This window comes from Rugamonas sp. FW305-51, from assembly GCF_058786935.1.
This window is the reverse complement of sequence record NZ_JBYSZG010000007.1, coordinates 150,011-170,973: the sequence shown is the minus strand read 5'-3', so window position 1 is coordinate 170,973 and position 20,963 is coordinate 150,011. Positions and strand designations below refer to the sequence as shown.

General features: G+C 65.9%; 20 protein-coding genes. 13 read left to right on the top strand and 7 right to left on the bottom strand.

Translation table 11 applies throughout. The features are described from left to right. Positions 1 to 7 precede the first annotated feature (7 nt). The gene (locus AC3WOS_RS07870; protein WP_492715330.1) at positions 8 to 1,678 is read left to right on the top strand and encodes a long-chain fatty acid--CoA ligase; all 1,671 of its coding nucleotides are present in this window, start codon (positions 8 to 10) and stop codon (positions 1,676 to 1,678) included. Between the two features lie 72 nt (positions 1,679 to 1,750). Here AC3WOS_RS07870 and AC3WOS_RS07865 read toward each other — a convergent pair whose 3' ends face one another. The 3 genes from AC3WOS_RS07865 to AC3WOS_RS07855 are packed head-to-tail and all read right to left on the bottom strand — an operon-like array spanning position 1,751 to position 4,148. After that, positions 1,751 to 2,038 (bottom strand): type II toxin-antitoxin system Phd/YefM family antitoxin, encoded by a 288-nt coding sequence (locus AC3WOS_RS07865; RefSeq protein ID WP_492715329.1) that lies wholly within the window; start codon positions 2,036 to 2,038, stop codon positions 1,751 to 1,753. A gap of 57 nt (positions 2,039 to 2,095) precedes the next feature. Beyond that, positions 2,096 to 3,697 (bottom strand): alkaline phosphatase D family protein, encoded by a 1,602-nt coding sequence (locus AC3WOS_RS07860; protein WP_492715328.1) that lies wholly within the window; start codon positions 3,695 to 3,697, stop codon positions 2,096 to 2,098. A 13-nt stretch (positions 3,698 to 3,710) separates the two neighbouring features. Further along, entirely contained in the window at positions 3,711 to 4,148 is a 438-nt protein-coding gene (locus AC3WOS_RS07855; protein ID WP_492715327.1) for an acyl-CoA thioesterase, read from the bottom strand. Between the two features lie 61 nt (positions 4,149 to 4,209). Between AC3WOS_RS07855 and AC3WOS_RS07850 the strand changes: the two genes are divergently transcribed. Beyond that, the gene (locus tag AC3WOS_RS07850; RefSeq protein WP_492715326.1) at positions 4,210 to 6,078 is read left to right on the top strand and encodes an ABCB family ABC transporter ATP-binding protein/permease; all 1,869 of its coding nucleotides are present in this window, start codon (positions 4,210 to 4,212) and stop codon (positions 6,076 to 6,078) included. 122 nt (positions 6,079 to 6,200) lie between these two features. On the opposite strand, the gene AC3WOS_RS07845 is transcribed toward AC3WOS_RS07850, so the two are convergent. Beyond that, positions 6,201 to 7,460: a dicarboxylate/amino acid:cation symporter gene (locus AC3WOS_RS07845; protein WP_492715325.1), complete on the bottom strand. Its 1,260-nt coding sequence runs from the start codon at positions 7,458 to 7,460 to the stop codon at positions 6,201 to 6,203. A 247-nt stretch (positions 7,461 to 7,707) separates the two neighbouring features. Between AC3WOS_RS07845 and AC3WOS_RS07840 the strand changes: the two genes are divergently transcribed. The 4 genes from AC3WOS_RS07840 to AC3WOS_RS07825 all read left to right on the top strand — a co-directional run bounded on the left by AC3WOS_RS07840 (position 7,708) and on the right by AC3WOS_RS07825 (position 11,077). Continuing rightward, positions 7,708 to 8,433 (top strand): amino acid ABC transporter ATP-binding protein, encoded by a 726-nt coding sequence (locus tag AC3WOS_RS07840; RefSeq protein WP_492715324.1) that lies wholly within the window; start codon positions 7,708 to 7,710, stop codon positions 8,431 to 8,433. Between the two features lie 245 nt (positions 8,434 to 8,678). Beyond that, positions 8,679 to 9,644 (top strand): amino acid ABC transporter substrate-binding protein, encoded by a 966-nt coding sequence (locus AC3WOS_RS07835; protein WP_492715323.1) that lies wholly within the window; start codon positions 8,679 to 8,681, stop codon positions 9,642 to 9,644. A gap of 6 nt (positions 9,645 to 9,650) precedes the next feature. Continuing rightward, positions 9,651 to 10,382 carry an amino acid ABC transporter permease gene (locus AC3WOS_RS07830; RefSeq protein WP_492715322.1) on the top strand — a complete coding sequence of 244 codons (732 nt, stop codon included), beginning with the start codon at positions 9,651 to 9,653 and terminating at the stop codon, positions 10,380 to 10,382. Between the two features lie 2 nt (positions 10,383 to 10,384). Then, positions 10,385 to 11,077: an amino acid ABC transporter permease gene (locus AC3WOS_RS07825; RefSeq protein ID WP_492715321.1), complete on the top strand. Its 693-nt coding sequence runs from the start codon at positions 10,385 to 10,387 to the stop codon at positions 11,075 to 11,077. Positions 11,078 to 11,088: 11 nt separating this feature from the next. On the opposite strand, the gene AC3WOS_RS07820 is transcribed toward AC3WOS_RS07825, so the two are convergent. Beyond that, positions 11,089 to 11,352 (bottom strand): Txe/YoeB family addiction module toxin, encoded by a 264-nt coding sequence (locus tag AC3WOS_RS07820; RefSeq protein ID WP_492715320.1) that lies wholly within the window; start codon positions 11,350 to 11,352, stop codon positions 11,089 to 11,091. Next, positions 11,349 to 11,591, bottom strand: a complete 243-nt coding sequence (locus tag AC3WOS_RS07815) for a type II toxin-antitoxin system Phd/YefM family antitoxin (protein ID WP_492715319.1) — start codon at positions 11,589 to 11,591, stop codon at positions 11,349 to 11,351. Before AC3WOS_RS07815 ends, AC3WOS_RS07820 begins: the two co-directional genes overlap by 4 nt. Positions 11,592 to 11,776: 185 nt before the next feature. On the opposite strand from AC3WOS_RS07815, the gene pyrC reads away from it, so the two are divergent. Genes pyrC through AC3WOS_RS07795 form a run of 4 tightly spaced genes read left to right on the top strand, consistent with a single transcriptional unit; the run spans position 11,777 to position 15,918 of the window. Beyond that, positions 11,777 to 12,829 (top strand): dihydroorotase, encoded by a 1,053-nt coding sequence (gene pyrC / locus AC3WOS_RS07810; RefSeq protein ID WP_492715318.1) that lies wholly within the window; start codon positions 11,777 to 11,779, stop codon positions 12,827 to 12,829. Positions 12,830 to 12,832: 3 nt separating this feature from the next. Continuing rightward, on the top strand, positions 12,833 to 13,633 hold the full coding sequence (locus AC3WOS_RS07805) for a DUF3025 domain-containing protein (RefSeq protein ID WP_492715317.1): 801 nt from the start codon (positions 12,833 to 12,835) through the stop codon (positions 13,631 to 13,633). Positions 13,634 to 13,665: 32 nt separating this feature from the next. Then, positions 13,666 to 14,661: a Gfo/Idh/MocA family protein gene (locus AC3WOS_RS07800; protein ID WP_492715316.1), complete on the top strand. Its 996-nt coding sequence runs from the start codon at positions 13,666 to 13,668 to the stop codon at positions 14,659 to 14,661. Positions 14,662 to 14,700: 39 nt separating this feature from the next. Continuing rightward, entirely contained in the window at positions 14,701 to 15,918 is a 1,218-nt protein-coding gene (locus AC3WOS_RS07795) for an MFS transporter (RefSeq protein ID WP_492715315.1), read from the top strand. Between the two features lie 113 nt (positions 15,919 to 16,031). Here AC3WOS_RS07795 and recG read toward each other — a convergent pair whose 3' ends face one another. After that, positions 16,032 to 18,092 carry an ATP-dependent DNA helicase RecG gene (recG, locus tag AC3WOS_RS07790; RefSeq protein WP_492715313.1) on the bottom strand — a complete coding sequence of 687 codons (2,061 nt, stop codon included), beginning with the start codon at positions 18,090 to 18,092 and terminating at the stop codon, positions 16,032 to 16,034. A gap of 192 nt (positions 18,093 to 18,284) precedes the next feature. On the opposite strand from recG, the gene queA reads away from it, so the two are divergent. The 3 genes from queA to yajC all read left to right on the top strand — a co-directional run bounded on the left by queA (position 18,285) and on the right by yajC (position 20,931). Beyond that, entirely contained in the window at positions 18,285 to 19,319 is a 1,035-nt protein-coding gene (gene queA, locus AC3WOS_RS07785; RefSeq protein ID WP_492715312.1) for a tRNA preQ1(34) S-adenosylmethionine ribosyltransferase-isomerase QueA, read from the top strand. 16 nt (positions 19,320 to 19,335) lie between these two features. Further along, entirely contained in the window at positions 19,336 to 20,475 is a 1,140-nt protein-coding gene (tgt, locus tag AC3WOS_RS07780; protein ID WP_492715311.1) for a tRNA guanosine(34) transglycosylase Tgt, read from the top strand. A gap of 126 nt (positions 20,476 to 20,601) precedes the next feature. After that, complete coding sequence (yajC, locus tag AC3WOS_RS07775) at positions 20,602 to 20,931, top strand: preprotein translocase subunit YajC (RefSeq protein ID WP_492715310.1); 330 nt, start codon at positions 20,602 to 20,604, stop codon at positions 20,929 to 20,931. Positions 20,932 to 20,963: the final 32 nt, after the last annotated feature.

Genomic DNA, 20,963 nt, shown 5'->3' with positions numbered 1-20,963 from the left:
GCAATAGATGGAAAAGATTTGGCTGAAGTCCTACCCCGAAGGCGTACCGGCGGAAATCGATATCACGCAATACCGCTCGGTCACCCACATCCTGGAGGAGGCTTTCCGCAAGTACTCCGACCGCAACGCCTACGTTTGCATGGACAAGTTCCTCACCTATGGCGAGCTGGACCGCCTGTCGGCCCGCATGGGCGCCTGGCTGCAGAGCAAGGGTTTGAAGCAGGGCGCGCGCGTGGCCATCATGCTGCCTAACGTGCTGCAATACCCGGTGGCCATGGCCGCCATCCTGCGCGCCGGCTACACGGTGGTCAACGTCAACCCGCTGTACACGCCGCGCGAACTGCAGCACCAGCTGAATGACTCGGGCGCGGAAGCGATCGTGGTGCTGGAAAACTTTGCCACCACGGTGCAGCAAGTGTTGGCCAACACCAAGGTCAAGCACGTGATCGTGGGCAGCATGGGCGACCTGCTGGGCGGCCTGAAAGGCATGCTGGTCAACCTGGTGGTGCGCAAGGTCAAGAAGATGGTGCCGGCCTATTCGCTGCCGACGGCTATCAGCTTCAAGCAGGTGCTGGCCGAAGGCGCGCGCCTGACGCTCAAGCCCGTCAAGCAGGGCCACGACGACATCGCCTTCCTGCAATACACGGGTGGCACCACGGGCGTGTCCAAGGGCGCCGTGCTGCTGCACCGTAACGTGGTGGCCAACGTGCTGCAGAACGAAGCGTGGCTGCAGCTGCCGCCGCAAAAGGACCAGCTGGTGTTCGTCTGCGCGCTGCCCCTGTACCACATCTATTCGCTGACCATCAGCGCCTTCATGGGCATGCGCCTGGGCGGCATGAATCTGCTGATTCCCAACCCGCGTGACATCCCCGGCTTCGTCAAGGAACTGGCCAAGTACAAGGTGGCTGTGTTCCCGGCCGTGAATACGCTGTATAACGCGCTGCTCAACAACGCCGACTTCGCCAAGCTCGACTTCTCGACCTACAAGATCTGCAACGGCGGCGGCATGGCCGTGCAGCAAGCCGTGGCCGACCGCTGGCTCAAGCTGACGGGCACCCCCATCATCGAAGGTTACGGCATGTCGGAAACGTCGCCCGTGGCCACGGCCAACCGGGTCGACATCAAGGAATTCACGGGCACCATCGGCCTGCCGATTCCGTCGACGGAAGTGTTGATCCTGGACGACGATGGCCAGCCGCTGCCGTTCGGCCAGCCCGGCGAGATCGCCATCCGCGGCCCGCAAGTGATGGCCGGCTACTGGCAGCGTGACGACGAGACGGCCAAGTCGATGACGCCGGACGGCTTCTTCAAGACGGGCGACGTGGGCATCATGGACGAGCGCGGCTACACCCGCATCGTCGACCGCAAGAAGGACATGATCCTGGTGTCGGGCTTCAACGTTTATCCGAACGAAATCGAAGGCGTGGTGGCGGCCCACCCGGGCGTGCTGGAAGTGGCTTGCATCGGCGTGCCGGACAAGAACTCGGGCGAAGCGGTGAAACTGTTTGTGGTGCGCAAGGATCCGAACCTGACGGCCGACCAGCTGCAGGATTACTGCAAGCATGAATTGACGGCCTACAAGAAGCCGAAATACATCGAGTTCCGCGATGAGCTGCCCAAGACCAACGTGGGCAAGATCCTGCGCCGCCAGCTGCGCGACGAGAAACAGGCAGCCTGAACGACGCTGTCCGCCGCCTGAGAAAATCGCCCGCATTGCCGGGCGATTTTTTTTGCGCGGCCCCGCCGTGGGCTAGGCCGCCACGGTTTGCCTGATGCGGCTCAGGCAGCGCGCGCGCATGGCGTCGGCCAGACGCTGGCGCACTTCGTGGTCGTGGTCGAGATAGCCTTCCTTATTGGCGCGGCGGGCGCAGGCCGCCCAGTGCTCGTCTTCCACTTCCTGCAGGCGTTCATACTCCGCCAGCGACAGCATGACCACGGCATCGCGGCCTGCCGGTTCTATCACGAGCGGTTGCGTCAGCGCGCGCTGCAGGCAGGCGTCGAGCTGTTGTGCAACATCGTGTTCCTTGACCTTCAACATAACTGGCCTCCTGGGGATGGTCTACCCAGTATAGGCCGCCCACCCGGTGATGCAAGGCTAGGCCGGCGTCAATCCAGGCTTGCCGTTTGCAACCCGGAAGCGGGCCAGCGTGCTCACGCCGGAGGCCGGGTCGTGCACATCGTCGAGCGCCTGGAACAGTGCCGTGCAGTCGGCCGGCGTGAACGTGAGCAGCATGTAGCCGCGCAGGTCGCTGCGGCCGAACTTCAGTTCCGGATTCATGGCCACGTACTGGGCCGTGCGGGCCTGCGGACGCGACGGCGATGTGACGGAGCCGCCGCAAAATTCCGTGGCCAGTACCGGATTGGCGGCCGACACGGGCCGCAGCGGCTGGCGCCGCAGTTCGGCCGCGAAAAAGCTGTGTACGTCGCCCGACAGCACCAGCGGATTGGCCGCATGGCTGGCGCGCAGCGCGTCGTACAGGCGCTGGCGCGCCATCGGATAGCCATCCCAGCCATCGGTCCAGTAACGGCCATCCTGCTCCGTGCGCAGCGGCACCTGGCTGTTCTGCGCCATCAGCGTCTGCTGGGCCAGTATGTTCCAGCGCGCCGGCGACGACTGCAAGCCCTGCTCCAGCCAGGCCTGCTGCTGCGCGCCCAGCATGGTGCGCGACGGATCGCGCAGGGCAGGGCAGTCGCGCAGGTAGACGGAGCTGGAACCGCCCCGGCCCGGCGGCAAACAGGCCGGGTAGGCGCGGTACTGGCGGTCGTCGAGCACGTGGAAGCGGGCCAGACGCCCCCAGTCGTAGCGCTGGTACATGCGCAGCTGGCCGAAGCCGCCGGGCGGCGCGGGCAGGCGCAGCGGCATGTGCTCGTAGAAGGCCTGGTAGGCCGCCGCGCGCCGTTCGGCAAAGCGGGGATCGAGGCGCTCGTCGTGGTCGTTGGCGTAGTCGTTGGCCACCTCGTGGTCGTCCCAGGTGACGATCCACGGCGCGGCCAGGTGGGCGGCCTGCAGGTCGGGATCGGTCTTGTATTGGGCGTAGCGGGCGCGGTAGTCGGCCAGCGTGAAGCTTTCGTTGCTGCGCATGGCCGCCAGCGGGTGGCGCAGCTGGTAGGGCCCCCATTCGTAGATGTAGTCGCCCAGGAAGGCCACCAGGTCGGGCGCGGCGGCCGCGATGTGGCGGTGCGCCGCGTAGCTGCCGAACTCCCAGTGCTGGCACGAGGCCACGGCCAGCTTGAGGCGGGCCGGCATGGCGTCCGGCGCGGGCGCCGTGCGGGTGCGCCCGACGGGGCTGACGGCGTCGCCCAGCAGGAAGCGGTACCAGTACCAGCGCTCCGGCGCCAGGCCCGTCACGTCGACGTGGACGCTGTGGGCCAGTGCGGGCGCGGCGCTGGCCGTGCCGCGCGCGACGATGCGGCGGAATCCTTCGTCCTCCGCCATTTCCCAGCGCACGGCAAAGGCCAGCGGCGGCATGGCGGCGGCGTTCAGGGGATCGAACAGGATGCGGGTCCAGATCACCACCGCGTCCGGCAGCGGCGAGCCGGAGGCCACGCCCAGCGTGAACGGGTAGGGCGCGCCGGGCTGGCCGGCGGCTCGGGCGCTGGCGGGGCCGATGGCGCCGATGGTGCCCACGGCGCCCGCCGCGGCCAGCGCCGACAGGCGCGCGCCCTGTGCCAGGAAGTTGCGGCGCGCCGTTTCCATGCGCCGGCGCGGCTTATGCCAGCAGGGTTTCGAGCGGCGGCACCTTGCGCGGCTTGCGGTTCGAATCGGTGGCCACATAGGTCAGCGTGGCCTCCGTCACCTTGACGGTGCACGCCTGCAGGCGGTTGCGCTCGGCGTACACTTCCACGTTGACGGTGATCGAGGTGTTGCCGACCTTGACGATGTCGGCATAAAACGACAACAGGTCGCCCACGAACACGGGGTTCTTGAACACGAAGGAATTGACGGAGATGGTGGCAACGCGGCCGTTGGCGCGGCGCGTGGCCGGCAGCGAACCGGCAATGTCCACCTGGGACATGATCCAGCCGCCGAACACGTCGCCATAGACGTTGGCGTCGGATGGCGCCGGCATCATGCGCAGCTCCGGCATGCGGCCGGCGGGCAGGCTGCGGTATTCGGAGGCGGGCGTCGTGTTTTCGGGGGTGGTCATCGCAAAATCTCGTGAAGGGCTACAATGGTCCAGATTGAACCATAAAAAGCAGAGCTTTGCCATGCGCCGTTATCCCCCGTCCTCCTCCGGTCCCGCACCGGACGCCCGTGCCGCCACCCGCAGCGACCTGGCTACCCTGAAAACCCTGTTCCCCTACCTGTGGGTCTACAAATGGCGCGTGCTGCTGGCGCTGCTGTGCCTGGTAGGCGCCAAGCTGGCCAACGTCGGCGTGCCGCTGGTGATGAAGCGGCTGATCGACCAGCTCAGCATCAACCCCAGCCACCCGCAGGCGCTGCTGGTGCTGCCGCTGGGCGCGCTGCTGGCCTACGGTGCGCTGCGGGTGTCGACCACGCTGTTTACGGAGCTGCGCGAATTCCTGTTCGCGCGCGTCACGCAGCGGGCCGTGCGCACCATCGCGCTGCAGGTGTTCCGCCATCTGCATTCGCTGTCGCTGCGCTTCCACCTGAACCGCCAGACGGGCGGCATGACGCGCGACATCGAGCGCGGCACGCGCGGCGTCGGTTCGCTGATCTCGTACACGCTGTTCAACATCCTGCCCACGCTGGTGGAAATCACGCTGGTGCTGGGCTACCTGGTCACGCACTACGACATCTGGTTCTCCGTCATCACCTTCTGCGCGCTGGTGCTGTACATCGCCTTTACCGTGTTCGTCACGGACTGGCGCACCCACTTCCGCCGCACCATGAACGATCTCGATTCCAAGGCCAACACCAAGGCCATCGACTCGCTGATCAACTACGAGACGGTCAAGTACTTCGGCAACGAGGATTACGAGGCGCGCCGCTACGACGAGGGCCTGCAGCGCTTCGAGTCGGCCGCCGTCAAGTCGCAGACGTCGCTGTCGCTGCTTAACACGGGACAGTCCTTGATCATCGCCAGCGCCGTCACGCTGATCCTGTGGCGCGCCACGGCCGGCGTGATCGCCGGCACCATGACGCTGGGCGACCTGGTGCTGGTCAATTCCTTCATGATCCAGCTCTACATCCCGCTCAATTTCCTGGGCGTGATCTACCGCGAGATCAAGCAAAGCCTGGCCGACATGGAGAAACTGTTCTCGCTGCTGGACGAGCATCGCGAAGTGGCCGACGCGCCCGGCGCCCAGCCGCTGCAGACGCACGGCGCGCAGGTGCGCTTCCAGCACGTCGATTTCAGCTACGAGACCAAGCGCAAGATCCTGTTCGACGTCGACTTCACCATCGCCCCCGGCACCACCACGGCCGTGGTGGGGCACAGCGGTTCGGGCAAGTCCACCCTGTCGCGGCTGCTGTTCCGCTTCTATGAAGTCAACGGCGGCAGCATCACCATCGACGGCCAGGACGTGCGCGCCGTGACCCAGGACTCGCTGCGCCACGCGATCGGCATCGTGCCCCAGGATACGGTGCTGTTCAACGACACCATCGAATACAACATCGCCTACGGCAAGCCGGGCGCCACCAAGGAACAGATCGTGGCGGCGGCCAAGGCGGCCTCCATCCACGAGTTCATCGAGAGCCTGCCGGACGGTTACGGCTCCATGGTGGGCGAGCGCGGACTCAAACTGTCGGGCGGCGAAAAGCAGCGCGTGGCCATCGCGCGCACGCTGCTGAAGAACCCGGCCATCCTGATCTTCGACGAGGCCACCTCCGCGCTCGACTCCAAGGCCGAGCAGGCGATCCAGGCCCAGTTGAAGGAAATCGCCCGCAGCCGCACCACGCTGGTGATCGCGCACCGCCTGTCCACGGTGGCCGACGCCGAGCAGATCCTGGTGCTGGACCACGGTCGCATCGTCGAGCGGGGCACCCACCAGTCGCTGCTGGCGGCCGACGGCCTGTACGCCCAGATGTGGTTGCGCCAGCAAGCGCGCGCCGACGAGGACCTGGCGTCGCCGCCCAGCCCGGGGCCGGACCGGATGGTGGCCGAGCAGTCCTGATCCGGCGCCGGCGCCATGCAGAAAAAGGGGTACGTCCCCATTTTTACGCGCTGCCGGCGCCATGAAAAAAGGCTTCCCGAGGGAAGCCTTTTTGTTTGCTGCGCCGTGCTGCGCTGCGCCGCTTACGGCAGCGGCGCGTCGGCCAGGTCGCGGCTGATCGGGTCGACCAGTTCGCCTTCCCACTTGGCCACGACGGCGGTGGCGATGCTGTTGCCGATCACGTTGGTGGCCGAGCGCGCCATGTCCAGGAAGTGGTCGATACCGAGCAGCAGTACCAGGCCCGCTTCCGGAATGTTGAACTGGCCCAGGGTGGCGGCGATCACCACCAGCGAGGCGCGCGGCACGCCGGCCATGCCTTTGGAGGTCAGCATCAGCACCATCATCATGGTCATCTGCTGGCCCAGCGACATTTCGATGCCGTAGGCCTGGGCGATGAACACGGTGGCGAAGGTGCAGTACATCATCGAGCCGTCCAGGTTGAACGAGTAACCGATCGGCAGCACGAAGGCGGCGATGCGGTTACGTACGCCGAAGCGCTCCAGGCCTTCCAGCGTTTTCGGGTAGGCCGCTTCGCTCGACGCGGTGGAGAAGGCCAGCAGGGCCGGGCCGCGCATTTCGGCCAGCAGGCCGCCGATACGCTTGCCCAGGAAGGCGAAGCCGATGGCGATCAGCAGGGCCCACAGCAGGGCGATGCCGAAGTAGAACTCGGACATGAACACGCCGTAGGTCTTGAGCACGCCCAGGCCGCTCTTGCCGATCACGCCGGCCACTGCCGCGAACACGGCGAACGGCGCGAACTTCATCACGTAGCCCGTCACCTTCAGCATCACGTGGGCCACGCCGTCGAGCGCGTCGACCATGGGCGCCGACTTCTCGCCCACGGCGGCGGCGGCCGAACCGAAGAACAGCGAGAAGATCACGATCTGCAGGATTTCGTTCTTGCTCATGCCTTCGATGATGGAGGCGGGCACCAGGTGGGTGACGAATTCCTTCAGCGACAGGCTGGTGGTGACGATGCCGCTGGCGGCCGTGGTGGCCGGCAGGTGGCCCAGCAAGGCGTCGCCGGGACGGAACATGTTGACCAGGATCAGGCCCATGGTCAGCGAGATGAGCGAGGCGACGAAGAACCAGCCCAGCGTCTTGATGCCGATGCGGCCCACTTCGCTGGCGTCGCCCATGCGCGCGATGCCCACCACCAGGGTGGAAAAGACCAGCGGCGCGATGATCATTTTAATCAGGCGCAGGAACAGGGTCGTAACCAGCGACATCGTGTCGGCGAAGCCGGCCGGATCGGCCAGATTGATGTTGGCCAGGTAACCGGCGAAGATGCCCAGTACCAGTCCGACGAGGATGTAGGTGGTCAATCGGCTTTGTTTTTTCATATTTTGAGTTCCTGTGGTAGTGTCTCTCTGGCGTGGCCGGCGGTGAACAGGGTCGCTGTCGCCGCGTAATCTCGTGCAAAATAGCGTCAAATGGCCGCTGCGGTACGATGCATATGCAGCGATCCAGCCTTGTAAACTGATGAAACTATGAGCAAGTTCCGCAGTATCCTTGTGGCCAAGGGTGCTGTCAAGCACGCGCGGGCGCCCATCCGGGGCCGCGCCGGGGTCTGTCTGGCGATGGGAATATATGATCGACATAGAAAATCTCAGTAAATGGTATGGCCAGTTCCAGGTGCTCACGGATTGCAGCACCAGCGTGGCCAAGGGCGACGTGATGGTGATCTGCGGACCGTCCGGTTCCGGCAAGTCGACCCTGATCAAGACCGTCAACGGCCTCGAGCCGTTCCAGCAAGGGAAGGTGACGGTGGACGGCATCTCCGTCGGCGCGCCCGGCACCGACCTGCCGGCGCTGCGGGCGCGGATCGGCATGGTGTTCCAGAATTTCGAGCTGTTCCCCCACCTGTCGGTGCGCGACAACCTGACCCTGGGCCAGACCAGGGTGCTGGGCCGCAGCCTGGACGAAGCCACCGCGCGCGGCCTGAAGTACCTGGACCGGGTCGGCCTGCTGGCGCAGCAGGACAAGTATCCCAACCAGCTGTCGGGCGGCCAGCAGCAGCGGGTGGCGATCGCCCGCGCCCTGTCCATGGACCCGATCGCAATGCTGTTCGACGAACCGACCTCCGCGCTGGACCCGGAAATGATCAATGAGGTGCTGGACGTGATGGTGGGACTGGCGCAGGATGGCATGACCATGATGGTGGTGACCCACGAAATGGGCTTCGCCAAGAAAGTGGCGAACCGCGTGGTGTTCATGGACCACGGCCGCATCCTGGAAGATTGCGGCAAGGACGAATTCTTTGGCGCGCCCCGTTCCGAACGGGCGCGCGACTTCCTGGCGCGTATCATTCACTAGCAGCCTGTCGGGCTTAGGGAGTCGAAGCGAAAAAATAGCTGGGCGAGGCCAGATTTTGACGATTTCGCAGTGCCCATAGCGGGCTATGGGCCGAGAAAGCGGCGAAATATGGACCGTCCCAGGTATTTTTACAGCCGACGATTCTAAGTCCGACAGGCTGCTAGGTAGAAGGGGAGCCCGGCCCCGCGCAGTGCCGTCGCCGTACCGTCCGTAATGGTTGGATTTTTTCTGTTCAAGGAGGAATCATGGCTGGATCGAGTAGCGTACGCATTACCCTGTTGTTATCCCTGGCCTGCGCGACGGGCCTGACGCTGGCGCCAGCCGGCGCCGAGGAGGCCGGCGGCACGCTGGCCAAGATCAAGCGCACCGGCACCATCACGCTCGGCGTGCGCGACGGCTCCATCCCGTTCTCCTACCTGGACGACAAGCAGCAGTACCAGGGCTATTCCGTCGACCTGTGCATGAAGGCGGTGGTGGCGGTGCAGAAGCATCTTGGCCTGACGGCGCTCAAGGTGCAGATGAATCCCGTCACCTCGGCCAACCGCATTCCGCTGATGGCCAACGGCACCATCGACCTCGAATGCGGCTCCACCACCAACAACGCCGAGCGCCAGAAGCAGGTGGCGTTCGCGCCCACCATGTTCGTGATCGCCAACCGCCTGCTGGCCAAGAAGTCCTCGCACATCCGCAGCCTGGCCGACATGAAGGGCAAGACCCTGGTGGCCACGGCCGGCACCACCACGCTCAAGCAGATGACGATCTTGAACAACGAGCAGCAGCTGGGCATGACCATCGTGGTCGGCAAGGACCATCCCGAATCGTTCCTGATGATGGAGACGGGGCGCGCCGCGGCCGAGGCCAACGACGACATCCTGCTGGCGGGCCAGGTGGCCACCTCGCGCAATCCGGGCGACTACGAGATCACCAAAGAGGCGCTGTCGGTGGAACCGTACGGCATCATGATGCGGCGCGACGACCTGGCCTTCAAGCAGGTGGTCGATGCGGCGTTGACGCGGCTCTACCAGTCCGACGATTTCGTCAAGATCTACAACAAGTGGTTCCTCAGTCCCATCCCGCCCAAGGGCATCAACCTGAACTTCCCCATGCCGCCCCAGCTCAAGGCGGTGATCGCCAAACCGACCGATTCGCCCGACCCGGCCGCCTATGCCGAAGTGCCGGCGGCGCAAAAGGCGGCCAGCCGCAGGAAGTGAGGTGCCATGCACTACCACTGGAACTGGGCCATCTTCGGTGAACTCTCGCCCGACGGCGTCCATACTTATTGGGACACGCTGCTGTCGGGCCTGGGCTGGACCCTGGCCACCTCGCTGTGCGGCTGGCTGATGGCGCTGGCGCTGGGGCTGGCCGTGGGCACGCTGCGCACGCTGCCATCGCCCTGGCTGCGCCGTCTTGGCACGGCCTACGTGGAGGTGTTTCGCAACGTGCCGCTGCTGGTGCAGATGTTCCTGTGGTTCTTCGTGATGCCGGAACTGCTGCCGCAGGCGGCGGGCGACTGGCTCAAGGCCATGCCCAACGCACCGTTCCTCACGGCCGTGATCTGCCTGGGCTTTTTCACGTCGGCGCGGGTGGCGGTGCAGGTCACGGCCGGCATCGAGGCGCTGGCCGGCGGCCAGCGCCTGGCCGCGCTGGCGCTGGGGCTGCGCCTGCCGCAGGCCTACCGCCACGTGCTGCTGCCGCTGGCGCTGCGCATCGTGCTGCCGCCGCTGACGAGCGAATTCCTCAACATCATCAAGAACAGTTCGGTGGCGCTGACCATCGGCCTGATGGAGCTGACGGCCAGCGCGCGCGCCATCCAGGAATTCTCGTTCCAGGTGTTTGAAGCGTTTTCCGCCGCCACCGCCATCTACGTGCTGGCCAACCTGGTGGTGATCGCCGCCATGCACTGGCTGGAACGGCGGCTGGCGCTGCCCGGCACATTGGGAGGGCACTGACCATGTTCGCCCAGTTCGACTTCGACGTCATCGCCCGCTCCTGGGTCTACCTGTTCCAGGTGGGGATGGCGTTCACGCTGCAGCTGACGTTGCTGGCCATGCTGGGCGGGGTGGCGCTGGGCACGCTGCTGGCGCTGGGCCGCATGTCGGCGTTCCGGCCGCTGTCGCTGGCGGCGGCCGGCTACGTCAACCTGGTGCGGGCCGTGCCGCTGGTGCTGGTGATCTTCTGGTTCTACTTCCTGGTGCCGTATGTGGCCGCGTGGGTGATCGGGGCGGCCGAGCCGGTCAAGGTGGGCACCTTCTGGTCGGCGCTGATCACCTTCACCCTGTTCCAGGCGGCCTACTACTGCGAGATCATGCGCGGCGGGATACGGGCCATCCCGCGCGGGCAGGTGCTGGCGGCGCAGGCGCTGGGGCTGGGCTATGGACGCACCATGTGGCATATCGTGCTGCCGCAGGCGTTCCGCAACATGCTGCCGGTGCTGCTGACCCAGACCATCGTGCTGTTCCAGGACGTGTCGCTGGTGTATGTGTTGTCGGTGCCCGATTTCGTCGGCGCCGCCAGCAAGGTGGCCCAGCGCGACGGGCGGCTGGTGGAAATGTACACCTTCGTGGCAGTCGTCTATTTCGTGCTGTGCTGCCTGCTGTCGTGGGCGTCGCGCCAGCTGCAGCGGCGGGTGGCCATTATCCGGTAGGCGCGCGACGCTTATTCGTAGTGGGTCCACATGCGCAGGATGCGCACGGTCTTCTGTTCGGGGAAGACTTCATATACCAGGCGGTGATGGATGTTGATCCGGCGCGAGTAAGCGCCAGCCAGGTCGCCGACCAGCTTTTCAAATGGCGGCGGACGGCCGAACGGATCGGCCGCCAGCACGTCGAGCAAGGCCTGGGCCTGTTTCTTCAAGCCCGCCGCCGCCAGCTTGCGGGCGTCCTTGGTGGCCTGCTTGCTGTAGACCAGCTGCCAGCTCACCAGTCCAGTTCCTTGGCGCTCGTTTCCAGCGGCTCGGCCATCGCCGCCCGGATCGATTCGCGCATGCCTGGTACCGACAGCAGGTACAGCGTTTCCTGGATGGCGGCCCAGTCCTCGGCGGACACCAGGACAGCGTCGTTGCGCTTGCCCGTGATGGTCACGGGGACATGGCTGGCCGCTGTCTCGTCGATCAAATGGTAGAGGCGTTCGCGCGCCTCGCTGGCTGTGATGGTGCTCATGCCTGACCTCCTGTGTAGAGGAAACCGTACGCTCTTACGTACGACATGTCAACCGGGCCGCGCAAGCCGTTAGAATTGCGCAAAATACAACGTCGTCCCGATATGCCGTCCGTGACCCGGCAACCGGACGTCCGGCGCCGCGAGCAGTTAAAATGGCGGTATCCGCAATTAGAGAGCCCGCCGCCATGTCCGATTTCGAACACATCCCCCAGAGCCTGACCATCACCCGCCCAGACGACTGGCACCTGCACCTGCGCGACGGCGCCACCCTGGCCAGCGTGCTGCCGCACAGCGCCCGCCAGTTTGGCCGCGCCATCGTCATGCCCAACCTGAAGCCGCCCGTCACCACCACCGCCATGGCGCTGGCCTACCGCGAGCGTATCCTGGCCGCGCTGCCGCAGGGGATGGAATTCGAGCCTTTGATGACGCTCTACCTGACCAACAACACCCCGCCCGACGAGATCGTGCGCGCCCAGGACAGCGGCTTCATCCAGGCCGTCAAGCTGTACCCGGCCGGCGCCACCACCAATTCCGACGCCGGCGTGACCGACCTGCGCAACTGCTACAAGACGCTGGAAATGATGCAGGAAGTGGGCATGCCCTTCCTGGTCCACGGCGAAGTGACCGACCCCGACATCGACCTGTTCGACCGCGAAGCCGTCTTCATCGAGCGCGTGATGCGCCCGCTGCGCCGCGACTTCCCGGCCCTGAACATCGTCTTCGAGCACATCACCACCAAGGACGCGGCGCAGTACGTGGCCGAAGCGGACGGCCCGATCGCCGCCACCATCACGGCCCACCACCTGCTCTACAACCGCAACGAGATCTTCAAGGGCGGCATCCGTCCCCACTACTACTGCCTGCCCGTGCTCAAGCGCGAGGAGCACCGCCTGGCCCTGATGACGGCCGCCACCAGCGGCGACGAGCGCTTCTTCCTCGGCACCGATTCGGCGCCGCACGCGCAGGGCGCCAAGGAAGCGGCCTGCGGCTGCGCCGGCTGCTACACGGCCCTGCACGCGATGGAGCTGTACGCCGAAGCGTTCGAACGCGCCGGCGCGCTCGACAAGCTGGAAGCCTTCGCCAGCTTCCACGGCCCGGCCTTCTACGGCCTGCCGCGCAACACCGGCACCATCACCCTCAAGCGCGAAGCGTGGGAGCTGCCGGCCACGCTGCCGCTGGCCGACCAGCAGGTGGTGCCGCTCAACGCCGGCGAAACCATCAACTGGAAGATGGTATAAGGCGTGTTCGGCACCATAGACTGGTCGCGGCCCTGGTACGAATCGGTACGGGCGGCGGCGGCCTTGCTGGCGCCCGGCGGCGCCAGCGTCATCGAAAAATTCAACGCGCGGGCAGCCGCGCTCGATTTGTGTAATCATCGTGGCTTGCCCCTGTCGTTCGTGCCGCAAAGCACGCTGCCCGACGGTACCGCCTACGAGGAATTCATCGGCGCCACCGGCTGCGTACCCACGCGCGACAACCTGCACGATTTCTTCAACGCCCTGGTGTGGCTCAGCTTCCCGCGCGTCAAGCGGCAGCTGAACGCGCTGCAGGCGGCGCAGATCGCGCGCGACGGGGTAGGCAAGTCGCGCGGACCGGCGCGTGACGCGGCCACGCTGTTCGACGAGAACGCCGCCTTGCTGGTGGTACGCGACAACGCCGCCGGCCATGCACTGGCCGAGGCGCTGCGCAGCCACCAGTGGCGCGCCGCGTTCGTCGAGCAGCGCGCCGGTTTCGGTCCCGATGCGCAGGTCTGGCTGTTCGGCCACGCGCTGATGGAAAAGCTGGTTGCACCCTACAAGGCGATCACCGCGCACACCCGCGTGGTGCTGGCCGGTGACGACTACTTCGCGCTCGATCATGAGGGCCGGCGCGCCTGGCTGGACGGGCGCGTGGCGCAGGAACTGGCGGAGCAGGGCTTGACGACGGCCAGCTTCACGCCGCTGCCGGTACTGGGTGTGCCGGACTGGTGGCCGCAGCAGGACGACATTTTTTATGCAGATGCCACGGTGTTCCGGCCAAAACGGGGGACGGTGGCCAGATAACGCCGCGTGGCGGCAGAAAGCGCACAACGATCATGAGTCAGGTAATCCGCTGGGGCATACTGGGCACGGGCAAGATCTCCACGGCGTTCGCCGCCGCCTTGCAGGATACGCCGGGCGCCAGACTGGTGGCCGTCGCTTCGCGCAGCGCAGATAGCGCTACCAGCTTCGGCGCCCGCTACGGTGTGGAGCGCTGCCACGCCTCCTACCAGGCGCTGGCCGACGACGACCAGGTGGACGTGGTCTACATCGGCACGCCCCACACCATGCACCACGAGAACGCCATGATGTGCCTGCATGGCGGCAAGGGCGTGCTGGTCGAGAAATCGTTCGCCATGAACCGCAACCAGGCCGAGGACATCATCGCGCTGGCCCGCCGCAAGCGGCTGTTCGTGATGGAGGCCATGTGGACCCGCTTCATGCCGGCCGTGCTCGAGGCCAAGCGCATCGTCGACAGCGGCGAGATCGGCACGCCTACCCACGTCAGCGCGGACTTCGGCTTCACGGCCACGGTCGGCCCGCAGCACCGCCTGTTCAACCCCGAGCTGGGCGGCGGCGCGCTGCTGGACCTGGGCATCTATCCGCTGTCGATGGCATCGTTCTTCCTCGGCGAAGTGGCGGCGGTGCAGGCGCAGGCGCAGATGGCCACCACCGGCGTCGACCTGCAGACCATGTTCACCCTGCGCCACGAAGGGGGCGGCATGTCGTCCTGCAGCTGCAGCCTGCGCGCGCGCACCCCGACCGAACTGACCATCTCCGGCGACAAGGGCTTTGTGCGCCTGCACGACCGCTTCCACAGCACGGAAAAAATCTCCGTCACGCTGGTGGACGGCGCCGCCCGCAGCGAGCGCACGCTGACCATTCCCCGCAGCGGCAACGGCTACACCCACGAGGCGCAGGAAGTGGTGCGCTGCATGCGTGCGGGGCTGATCGAAAGTCCCGTCATGCCGCACGAGGAAACGCTGGCCATCATGGGCGTGCTCGACACGATCCGGGGCCAGATCGGCCTGCGCTACGGCGCCGACCTGTAACGCCAAAAATCACAACGCAATAACAAGGACGTACCCGACATGCTTACCGCCTCCCGCGCACCGTCGCTCAAAACCGTGCTGCTGGCCAGCGGCGTCATCCTCACCCTGGCCATGGGGGTGCGCCACGGCTTCGGCTTCTGGATGCAGCCCATCTCGCAGGCCCATGGCTGGACCCGCGAAACCTATTCGCTGGCGATGGCCCTGCAGAACCTGATGTGGGGCGCCTTCGGCCCCTTTGCGGGCATGGCGGCGGACCGCTACGGCACCATGCGCGTGGTGCTGGTGGGCGCCGTCAGCTACATGCTGGGGCTGGTGTGGATGGCACTGGCCACCGACGCCACCCTGTTCGTACTCGGTTCCGGGGTGTTGATCGGGCTGGCCCTGGCGTGCACCGCGTTCGGCGCCGTCAGTGGCATCATCGGCCGCATCGCCCCGGTCGAGAAGCGCTCATGGGCATTCGGCATTTCCGGCGCCTGCAGCTCGTTCGGCCAGTTCCTGATGATGCCGGTCGAGCAGCAGCTCATTTCGGCGGCCGGCTGGCAGAACGCCTTCTATTTGCTGGCCGGGCTGGTGGTCGTGGCCATGATACCGATGGCATTGTTCCTGCGCGAGCCGGAGGTGGTGCACAGCCACGGCCCGCAACAGAGCATCCGCGAAGCGATGGGCGAGGCACTCGGCAACCGCTCCTTCCTGTTCCTGGTGGCCGGCTACTTCGTGTGCGGCTTCCAGCTGGTGTTCCTCGGCGTACACCTGCCCGTGTACCTGAAGGACAAGGGCATCGCCGATCCGCAGGTGGCGGTGATGGCGCTGGCGCTGATCGGCCTGTTCAACATCTTCGGTTCCTACTACGCGGGCAAGCTTGGTGGGCGCTTGCCCAAGCGCCTGCTGCTGGCAGGTATCTACTTTTCGCGCGCGGTGTTCATCGGCTTGTTCCTGCTGGCGCCGTTGTCGCCGTGGTCGGTGTATGTGTTTGCGGCCGTGATGGGTGTGACCTGGCTGTCGACCGTGCCGCTCACCAACGGCATCATCGCCGGCATCTTCGGCGTCAAGCACATGTCCATGCTGGCCGGCATGGTGTTCTTCTCGCATCAGGTGGGCAGCTGCCTGGGTGTGTGGCTGGGCGGCTACCTGTTCGCCCGGCTGGGCAGCTACGACGTGGTGTGGGGCATCACCATCGCGCTGGGCCTGATGGCGGCGCTGGTCAACCTGCCCATCAACGAGCGCGCACTGGTGCGGGCCCAGTTGCAGCCGGCATGAAAACCTGGCTGATGCGGCTGGCGCTGGCCGTGGTGCTGGCGCTGGTGTTCGCGGCCTACCTCAAGCCCGGCTTCATGCTGGACCTGGCTACGCGGCTCTACATGTGCTTCTGATCAGACCTTGAGGAATTCCTCGCGCCCGCCCAGCCAGCGCGCCAGGTGGGCTTCCACCGTGGCCGCCTTGTCCGGCGCATGCAGCAGCTCGTGCGCCACGTCGCGCGCCTGGTCCACCAGCCAGCCGTCCGTTTCCAGGTCGGCAAAACGCAGCATGGCCTGGCCGGACTGGCGCGCGCCCAGGAATTCGCCGGGACCCCGTATCTCCAGGTCGCGCCGGGCGATCTCGAAACCGTCCGTCGTCTCGCGCATCGTCATCAGGCGCTGGCGCGCCACGCCGCCCAGCGGGCCCTGATACAGCAGCAGGCAGACGCTGGCCGCCGAACCCCGTCCCACCCGTCCCCGCAGCTGGTGCAGCTGCGACAGCCCGAAACGCTCGGCGTGCTCGATCACCATCAGCGAGGCGTTGGGTACGTCCACCCCCACCTCGATCACGGTGGTGGCCACCAGCACGTGCATCTGGCCGGCGCTGAAGGCATCCATCACCTCCTGTTTTTCGGCCGGTTTCAGGCGGCCGTGCACCAGGCCCACGTTCAGGTCGGGCAGCGCTTCGGCCAGCAGGGCGTGGGTGTCGGTCGCGGTCTGCAGCTGCAGCGCTTCCGACTCTTCGATCAGGGGGCAGACCCAGTACACCTGGCGTCCCTCCAGCGCGGCCGCGTGCACGCGGGCGATCACCTCGTCGCGCCGGTTCTGGTCCACGGCGCGGGTGACGATGGGGCTGCGGCCGGGCGGCAGCTCGTCGATCACCGACACTTCCAGGTCGGCGTAGTAGGTCATGGCCAGCGTGCGCGGGATGGGCGTGGCCGACATCATCAGCTGGTGCGGGATGGCGCCCGCGTTGCCCTTGTTGCGCAAGGTCAGGCGCTGGCCCACGCCGAAGCGGTGCTGCTCGTCCACGATCACCAGGCCCAGGTTGGCAAAGTTGACGCCGTCCTGGATCAGGGCATGGGTGCCGATCACCAGCTGGGCCTGGCCCGATTCGATCAGGGCGGTGGCGGCCAGCTTGTCCTTTTTCTTCAGGCTGCCCGTCAGCCACGCCACCTTCACGCCCAGCGGCTCCAGCCAGGCCGCGATCTTGCGGAAGTGCTGGTCGGCCAGGATCTCCGTGGGCGCCATCAGGGCCGCCTGGAAGCCGCTGTCGATGGCCTGGGTGGCGGCCAGCGCCGACACCACCGTCTTGCCGCTGCCCACGTCGCCCTGCAGCAGGCGCTGCATGGGGTAGGGATGGCGCAGGTCGGCGCGGATCTCGTCCAGCACGCGCTGCTGGGCGCCCGTCAGCTTGAACGGCAGGGCCGCCTGGAAGCGCTGGGACAGGTCGCCCACCACCTTGAGCGCCGCCGCGCCCTTGGCACGCCGGGCGCGCTGGGCCCGTTTCAGCGACAGCTGCTGGGCCAGCAGCTCGTCGAACTTCATGCGCACCCAGGCCGGGTGGGAACGGTCGGCCAGCGCGTGCTCGTCCACCTGCTGGGGCGGATAGTGCAGCAGCTTGACGGCCGGCTCGAAATTGGTGAGCTGCATACTGTCGATCAGTTCCGCCGGCAGGGTGTCGGTCCAGTCGACGCGCTTCATGGCGTCGCCGATGGCGCGCCGCAGCACGGGCTGGGACAGGCCCTCGCCGGACGGATAGACCGGGGTGAGGGAAGTGGGCAGGGGCGCGCCCTCGTTGACCACCTTGTAGGCGGGATGCACCATCTCGGCGCCGAAGAAGCCGTGTTTGAGTTCGCCCCGTGCGCGCACGCGCGTGCCTTCGGCCAGCTGCTTGACCTGGCTGCCGTAGAAGTTCATGAAGCGCAGCTGCAGGTCGCCCGTCTCGTCGGCGATATGGACCAGCAGCTGGCGCCGCGGCTTGTAGGCGATTTCATTCTTGACCACCAGCCCCTCGACCTGGGACGATTCGCCGCCATGCAGGCACGCTTCGCGGATCGATACCACCTGGGTTTCGTCCTCGTAGCGCATGGGCAGGTGCAGCACCAGGTCCATGTCCGTGTGCAGGCCCAGCTTGGCCAGCCGGGCTTCCGGGCTGACAGTCTTTTTGGCGGTTTTTGGCTTCGAAACAGGCATATTCAGGTGCTTCTGGGAGCACTAGCGTAAAATAGAGGGTTGGCCGTCGCGCAGCAACGCCGGTATTGTAAGGCTTGCGCGGAAAACCCGGGGTCAGATCCGGCATTCGGACACGGACTGATCCGTAGAGGCCAGCAGTGCCGAGTTCGTGTCCGCATGCCGGAACTGCCCCCCACTCATAAAAGTTTGCACATGTATTCGCTTTCCGATTTCGATTTTAACTTGCCGCCCGAGCGCATCGCTCAATTCCCGTTGCCTGACCGCAGTGCGTCCCGCCTGCTGCATGTGGACGGCGCGCAGCTGGTGGACCGCCAGTTCGCCGACATCGTCAACCTGCTGCAGCCGGGCGATTTGCTGGTGATGAACGATACCCGCGTGCTCAAGGCCCGCTTCTTCGGCGTCAAGGACAGCGGCGGCAAGGTCGAGGCGCTGGTCGAGCGCGTGCTCGACAACCGCACCGTGCTGGCCCAGGTGCGCGCTTCCAAGTCGCCCGGCCCCGGCGTCAGGATCCGCCTGGCCGACGCCTTCGACGTCACCGTCGGCGAGCGCGCCGGCGAGTTCTACACCCTGCATTTCGAGGCCGATGTGTTCGACCTGATCGAGGCCCACGGCCGCCTGCCGCTGCCGCCCTACATCGAGCACACGGCCGACGCCTTCGACGAGACGCGCTACCAGACCGTGTTCAACAAGGTGCCCGGCGCCGTGGCCGCGCCCACGGCCGGCCTCCACTTCGACGAGCAGCTGCTGGCCCTGTTGAAGGCCAAGGGCGTCAACTTCGCCTACGTCACGCTGCACGTGGGCGCCGGCACCTTCCAGCCGGTGCGCACCGAGGTGCTGGCCGAGCACAAGATGCATACCGAGTGGTACACCATGCCCCAGGCCACGGTGGACGCCGTGCGCGCCACCCGCGCCGCCGGGCGCGACGTGGTGGCCGTGGGTACCACCAGCCTGCGCGCGCTGGAATCGGCTTCGCAAAGCGGGACGCTGGAAGCGGGCAGCGCCGATACGGCCCTGTTCATCACGCCCGGCTACCGGTTCAAGACGGTCACCCGTTTGATCACCAATTTCCACCTGCCCAAGTCGACCCTGCTGATGCTGGTGTCGGCCTTTGCCGGTTACGACGAGATCCGCGCGGCTTACGCCCACGCCATCGCCCACGAATACCGCTTCTTCAGCTATGGCGACGCCATGCTGCTGACGACGCAGGCGCGTGCTCCCCAGAATTAAAAGAAAGAACCTATCCATGCTGGAATTTAAACTCCTCAAGACCGACAGCAGCGGCCTGACCAAGGCCCGCCGCGGCACCGTCAAACTGAACCACGGTGTGGTGCAGACCCCGATCTTCATGCCGGTCGGCACCTACGGCTCCGTCAAGGCCATGTCGCCGCTGGAACTGAAGGAAATCAATGCCCAGATCATCCTGGGCAATACCTTCCACCTGTGGCTGCGCCCCGGCAACGACGTGATCGCCAAGTTCGGCGGCCTGCACGACTTCATGGGCTGGGACAAGCCCATCCTGACCGACTCGGGCGGCTTCCAGGTGTTCTCGCTGGGCGAGATGCGCAAGATCACGGAAGAGGGTGTGCACTTCAACTCGCCCATCAACGGCGACAAGCTGTTCCTGTCGCCGGAAATTTCGATGCAGATCCAGCGCGTGCTCAATTCCGACATCGTGATGCAGTTCGACGAATGCACGCCGTACGAAATCGCGGGCCGGCCCGCCACGCTGGACGAGGCGGCCAAGTCGATGCGCATGTCGCTGCGCTGGGCCCAGCGCTCGCACGACGAGTTCCACCGCGGCGGCAACCCGAACGCCCTGTTCGGCATCGTCCAGGGCGGCATGTTCGAGAACCTGCGCGACGAATCGCTGGCCCAGCTGGAGGAGATCGACTTCCCCGGCCTGGCCATCGGCGGCCTGTCCGTGGGCGAACCGAAGGAAGACATGATGCGCGTGCTGGCCCATGTGGGCCCGCGCCTGCCGGCCAACAAGCCGCACTACCTGATGGGCGTGGGCACGCCGGAAGACCTGGTGGCCGGCGTTTCGAACGGGGTCGACATGTTCGACTGCGTGATGCCGACCCGTAACGCCCGCAACGGCTGGCTGTTTACCCGCTTCGGCGACATCAAGATCAAGAACGCCCGTTACAAGGACGACAAGGCGCCGCTGGACGAAACCTGCGGCTGCTACGCCTGCCGCAACTTCTCGCGCGCCTACCTGCACCACCTGCACCGTTCGCAGGAAATCCTGGGCGCGCGCCTGAACACCATCCACAACCTGCATTACTACCTCGACATCATGCAGCAGATGCGCGATGCCCTGGACGAGGACCGCTTCCACGCGTGGACCCTGCAATTCCACGCGGACCGGGCGCGCGGGATCTGAAACGGGCCGCAGTTTGTTGCAATCTTGTAAAAAGATGCACGCGACCCATATGGCAGGGGGGCTGACGCTTCCCGGCCAGTGCTAGAATACAGCGCTATTTTTTCAAACTTATAAACGGAGTACTCAGTGTTCATTTCCAACGCTTACGCACAATCGGCCGGCGACGTTCTCGGCCTGGGTGGCAACCTCACCAGCTTCCTGCCCCTGATCCTGATGTTCGTGGCCATGTATTTCCTGATGATCCGTCCTCAGCAAAAACGCGCCAAGGAACAGAAGGCCATGATGGACGCGCTGGCCAAGGGTGACGAAGTGATCACGGCCGGCGGCATGCTGGGCAAAGTGGCCAAGGTCACCGACGCCTACGTGACGCTGGAAGTATCGAGCGGCACCGAGATCGTGGTGCAGAAGAACTCGGTCACCGTGCTGCTGCCGAAAGGCACGCTGAAGGCGCTGTAAGACTGGCCCTGGCCTCGGGCGGGGGGGGGGGG

Coding starts and splice junctions, on each gene's coding strand:
- recG (WP_492715313.1), bottom strand. CDS start 18,092: ATGCCTGTTTCGAAGCCAAAAACCGCCAAAAAGACTGTCAGCCCGGAA.
- queA (WP_492715312.1), top strand. CDS start 18,285: ATGTATTCGCTTTCCGATTTCGATTTTAACTTGCCGCCCGAGCGCATC.
- AC3WOS_RS07870 (WP_492715330.1), top strand. CDS start 8: ATGGAAAAGATTTGGCTGAAGTCCTACCCCGAAGGCGTACCGGCGGAA.
- AC3WOS_RS07850 (WP_492715326.1), top strand. CDS start 4,210: ATGCGCCGTTATCCCCCGTCCTCCTCCGGTCCCGCACCGGACGCCCGT.
- pyrC (WP_492715318.1), top strand. CDS start 11,777: ATGTCCGATTTCGAACACATCCCCCAGAGCCTGACCATCACCCGCCCA.
- AC3WOS_RS07835 (WP_492715323.1), top strand. CDS start 8,679: ATGGCTGGATCGAGTAGCGTACGCATTACCCTGTTGTTATCCCTGGCC.
- AC3WOS_RS07865 (WP_492715329.1), bottom strand. CDS start 2,038: ATGTTGAAGGTCAAGGAACACGATGTTGCACAACAGCTCGACGCCTGC.
- AC3WOS_RS07840 (WP_492715324.1), top strand. CDS start 7,708: ATGATCGACATAGAAAATCTCAGTAAATGGTATGGCCAGTTCCAGGTG.
- AC3WOS_RS07845 (WP_492715325.1), bottom strand. CDS start 7,460: ATGAAAAAACAAAGCCGATTGACCACCTACATCCTCGTCGGACTGGTA.
- tgt (WP_492715311.1), top strand. CDS start 19,336: ATGCTGGAATTTAAACTCCTCAAGACCGACAGCAGCGGCCTGACCAAG.
- AC3WOS_RS07815 (WP_492715319.1), bottom strand. CDS start 11,591: ATGAGCACCATCACAGCCAGCGAGGCGCGCGAACGCCTCTACCATTTG.
- AC3WOS_RS07860 (WP_492715328.1), bottom strand. CDS start 3,697: ATGGAAACGGCGCGCCGCAACTTCCTGGCACAGGGCGCGCGCCTGTCG.
- AC3WOS_RS07795 (WP_492715315.1), top strand. CDS start 14,701: ATGCTTACCGCCTCCCGCGCACCGTCGCTCAAAACCGTGCTGCTGGCC.
- AC3WOS_RS07800 (WP_492715316.1), top strand. CDS start 13,666: ATGAGTCAGGTAATCCGCTGGGGCATACTGGGCACGGGCAAGATCTCC.
- AC3WOS_RS07855 (WP_492715327.1), bottom strand. CDS start 4,148: ATGACCACCCCCGAAAACACGACGCCCGCCTCCGAATACCGCAGCCTG.
- AC3WOS_RS07830 (WP_492715322.1), top strand. CDS start 9,651: ATGCACTACCACTGGAACTGGGCCATCTTCGGTGAACTCTCGCCCGAC.
- AC3WOS_RS07825 (WP_492715321.1), top strand. CDS start 10,385: ATGTTCGCCCAGTTCGACTTCGACGTCATCGCCCGCTCCTGGGTCTAC.